At 55.2% G+C, this 4,245-nt stretch carries 4 protein-coding genes; 1 reads left to right on the plus strand and 3 read right to left on the minus strand.

What is annotated here, in order from left to right; genetic code table 11:
* Positions 1–123: 123 nt before the first annotated feature.
* The 3 genes from AAAC48_RS05980 to msrB form a co-directional block, all read right to left on the minus strand.
* Positions 124–462, minus strand: a complete 339-nt coding sequence (locus AAAC48_RS05980; RefSeq protein ID WP_340653305.1) for a metallophosphoesterase — start codon at positions 460–462, stop codon at positions 124–126.
* Between the two features lie 122 nt (positions 463–584).
* Positions 585–2,690 (minus strand): S9 family peptidase, encoded by a 2,106-nt coding sequence (locus tag AAAC48_RS05985; protein WP_340653306.1) that lies wholly within the window; start codon positions 2,688–2,690, stop codon positions 585–587.
* A 100-nt stretch (positions 2,691–2,790) separates the two neighbouring features.
* Positions 2,791–3,195, minus strand: a complete 405-nt coding sequence (msrB, locus tag AAAC48_RS05990; protein WP_340653307.1) for a peptide-methionine (R)-S-oxide reductase MsrB — start codon at positions 3,193–3,195, stop codon at positions 2,791–2,793.
* Between the two features lie 397 nt (positions 3,196–3,592).
* Between msrB and AAAC48_RS05995 the strand changes: the two genes are divergently transcribed.
* Complete coding sequence (locus tag AAAC48_RS05995) at positions 3,593–4,030, plus strand: MucR family transcriptional regulator (protein WP_340653308.1); 438 nt, start codon at positions 3,593–3,595, stop codon at positions 4,028–4,030.
* Positions 4,031–4,245: the final 215 nt, after the last annotated feature.

The raw sequence follows: 4,245 nt of genomic DNA on the forward strand, positions 1-4,245 counted from the left end.
AAGTCCAAGAGAGGCGATCCTTCGAGACGGCAAATTCCCTCTCTTGCGATTTCTAGCACTTAGCTAACGCTAAGATGTTGAAATCGCTTTTTCCCCCCAAGGGAGAGATAGACGGCGTGCAACCTACCGCCGCTCGCAGCCGATCAGCACGGAATTTCCGTCGGTGTATTTGCTGCGCATCGTGTAGAGCCAGCCCTGGCATTCGGCCAAGGAGGCGAAACAGCGCAGGAAGGACACCGTGACATTCTCGCGGCCCATCGAAATGATCGGGTTGTCCATTGTGCCGGTATAGCGGCCGACGACGATGCCGGAGCCGCGCGGCGGCGTGTTGCAGCGCGAACCGGCATATTCGCTGACATTCTTACGCACCGCCGCCTGCACCTCGGACATGTCCATTATTGTGAGGACGGGTTGTGCAAGGAAGCCAAGGCCAAGCATCAGGACAAATGCACTGCGTTTCATCTTAAGACCTCCAGAGCCGCCACTGCGGCCTCAATCATATTGCGATTGGCGCGCGATTGCGCCTTAAATACAGCGATTGGCTAGCAACGGACCGGAGAGTCTTCAAGTTTCCGTGCAGCCGATCACATTTGTGTTTTTCCCACCAGCTTCAATGCATAGGCATAAACATAGGCGACTTCTTCCAACCGGGAGAAGCGTCCTGACGCGCCGGCATGACCCGCATCCATGTTGATGCGGAAGAGAACGGGGTTATCGTCCGTCTTCAGTTCACGCAGCTTCGCAACCCATTTTGCCGGTTCCCAATAAGTGACGCGCGGATCGGTAAGGCCTGCAACGGCAAGGATTGGCGGATAGTCCTGGACCACGACATTGTCGTAGGGCGAATAGGAGGCCATGTAGGAATAGTCCGTCGCCGAAGTGATGGGGTTGCCCCACTCGGTCCATTCCGGCGGGGTGAGGGGCAGCGTATCGTCCAGCATCGTGTTGATGACATCGACGAAGGGCACTTCCGCGATGATGCCGCCAAAATTCTGCGGCGCCATATTGGCGATCGCACCCATCAGCATGCCGCCGGCCGAACCGCCCTGCGCGATAATGCGGTCATGGCTGGTAAAACCTTCCGCGACGAGGTGGCGCGAAGCCGCGATGAAATCGGTGAACGTGTTCATCTTTTTCAGGCGCTTGCCAGTCTCGTACCAGTCATAGCCCTTGTCTTTGCCGCCGCGGACATGGGCAACCGCATAGATGAAGCCGCGATCGGCCAGCGACAGGCAGTTGGTGTTGAAACTTGCGGGGATGGCGATGCCATAAGAGCCATAGCCGTAAAGCAGGCAGGGGGCGGAACCATCGATCTTCGTGTCGCGGTGATAGACGATGGAAATCGGCACAATCTCGCCGTCCGGTGCCGGAGCAAGCAGACGACGCGTTATATAGTCGCCAGGATTATGACCGGAAGGCACTTCCTGGGTTTTCAGCAGCGTCCGCTCGCGTGTCCGCATGTTGTAGTCGTAGAGCTGTGTCGGTGTGGTCATCGACGAGTAGGAGAAGCGGATGATCTCCGTGTCATATTCTGCACTACCCTGCAGGCCGAGCGCATAGGCCTCCTCGTCGAAGGCGATCGAATGTTCTTCGCCAGAACGCCGGTCGCGAATGACGATGCGAGGCAGGCCGTTTTCACGCTCGAGCCACACCAAATGGTTCGTGTAGGAGGAATGGCCGAGAAGCAGTCGCCCGGCCTTATGTGCAACAACTTCAGTCCAGTTGTCCTTACCCGGCGCATTCACCGGGGCACTCATGATCTTGAAATCCTTGGCGCCATCGGCGTTGGTCAGAATGAAAAAGACATCGCCGCCTTCCGTCATGCTGTATTCGACGCCCTTTTGACGCTCGGCCACGAGTTTCGGTTCGGCAGTCGAATCATTGGCGGGAATAAGCCAGACTTCCGAGGTTTCATGGTCGTGGATGTCAACGAAGATGAAGTCGTTCAGCGAACTGCCGCCCACGCCAAGAAAGAAGCCCGGATCCTTTTCCTCGTGAATGAGGCGGTCCTCGCTCTCGGGTTGGCCGAGCTGGTGATAGAACAGGCGGGAAGGACGGTGGTTGGCATCGACGCGCGTGTAGTAGAAGCCGTTCGACTGAGCATTCCAGACACCGCCGCCGGTGGTATCACTTACCGTCTCGGTGGTATCCTGTAGTATTTCCAGATCACGCACCCGGAGCGTGAAGAATTCCGAGCCCTTGTCGTCAAAGCCCCAGATCATCTTATTGTGATCGGGGCTGTGATCGGCCGAAGCAAGACGGAAATAGGCCCTGCCATCCCCTTCCAGATCGCCGTCAAGCAACATGGTTTCCCGCCCGCCGTCGCGCTGCGTGCGGAAAAAGCGAGGCTGCTGACCGCCGGTCTTGTAGGACGTGCCGTAGGCATAGGGGCCATCCTTGGAAGGCACGGACGAATCGTCCTCCTTGATACGGCCCTTCATTTCGTCGAAAAGGTGCTTCTGCAGCGGCTTTGTGTCTTCCATCTGCGCGGTCTGATAGTCGTTTTCGGCCTCAAGATGAGCGCGGATCGCTGGGTCGAGCGTAGATGGATCGCGGAAAACGTCCTGCCAGTTTTCCGCGCGCATCCAGCCGTAATTATCGACACGGGTTATGCCGTGGCGGGTGTCTGAAACGGGTCTCTTTTCGGACTGCGGGGCGGGAATACCCAAAAAACGCGGCGTGCTGGTCATGGAAAAACTTTCAATGATTGTGCCGGCGGGACGGGAAGGCCGACGCGGCAAGCAATTCGATTTGTGTGCAATATGAGGTGTAGGGAAAGTTATCGTCCCGTCAATCCCGATCAAAGACTAAGGCGTTGCCATTCATGCAGTAGCGCAGGCCTGTCGGGGGAGGACCGTCCGGGAAAACATGGCCGAGATGCGCATCGCAGTCCGCACATTTTATCTCCGTGCGGAGCATGCCATAAGACTGGTCTTCCACCGCATCGACAGCATCCGGTTCGATCGGCGCGTAAAAACTCGGCCAACCCGTGCCAGAGTCGTATTTCGTTTCCGAACGGTAGAGCGGGCGGTTGCAGCAGACGCATCTATAGAGCCCTTGCAGTTTGCTGTCGAAGTTCGGGCTTGAAAAGGCCCGTTCCGTCCCATGGTTCCGGGTGATTTGATACTGCTCGGGCGTGAGCTGTTCACGCCATTCTGCATCGGATTTAACGACCTTGAATGTTTTTGTGTTCATTACTGGTTCCTTTTTTACACTGATGTAGGTTTCAACACTACTTGTCGCAATATCTGTTATTATAGAATGCTTGTGCGCAGAGGGCCTGTTCCTCATTTTTGCCATTTTTTGTCTTAGTGGTATGGCGCAAATCGGCTTCTGCGCAATTTTAAGTTGTCGCATGTGCAGTCAGGTTCTGGCTTTCTTGCGCCTATCTCCGCTCGTTCATGGTTAATCTCTGCTTGGGGGATTATTTGAAATATTTCTTTCGTGAACGAAGTATTGATTTGACAAGTTCCATGGATTCCGGAATAGAGTGTCATCAAAGGCGTTGGAGACTCCGCGTGTTTTCGACTTTATATTGGTGATTTTAATCTACCTACCCAGATTTCAAATTAGACGAAGGAATTGGACTTAGATGACCACGTTCGACAATTCAAACACAACTGCCAATGATGTCCTGCTGGAACTCACCGCGGAACTGGTTGCTGCTTATGTGAGCAACAATTCGGTGCCCGCCGGCGATTTGCCCGGACTCATTGCCGATGTTCACGCTGCTCTCGGCCGTGTTGGCGGTGGTGCAGAGACAGTGGTTGCTGTTCAGGAAAAACCAAAACCGGCGATCAATCCGAAGAAGTCTGTAGCGGACGACTATATTGTCTGCCTTGAAGATGGCAAAAAGTTCAAATCCTTGAAGCGCCATCTGATGACGCACTACAGCCTGACCCCGGAACAGTATCGTGAAAAGTGGGATCTTGATCCCTCCTATCCGATGGTTGCTCCCAACTATGCAGCTGCCCGCTCGCGCCTCGCAAAGAACATGGGTCTTGGCCGCAAGCGCAAGAAGGCTGCTTAGGCGCCTGTACACAAACCTTTGTGAATCGACAGAGCGGCGCCCACGCGGGCGCCGTTTTGCTTATTCAGCAATTATTTCTTGTGGCGCGCACGCCGCCCGGCAAGATTGATCGTTTGAGGCTCTCGAGAGCTTTATTCAATCCGATATGGCGATCGAGATCGTAGCTCCAGTGATCTTTGGCGCCCTTGAGCCGTTCGCGCTCTATCAGGCGCTTG

Source organism: Phyllobacterium sp. (assembly GCF_037994405.1).
Lineage (GTDB): Bacteria > Pseudomonadota > Alphaproteobacteria > Rhizobiales > Rhizobiaceae > Phyllobacterium.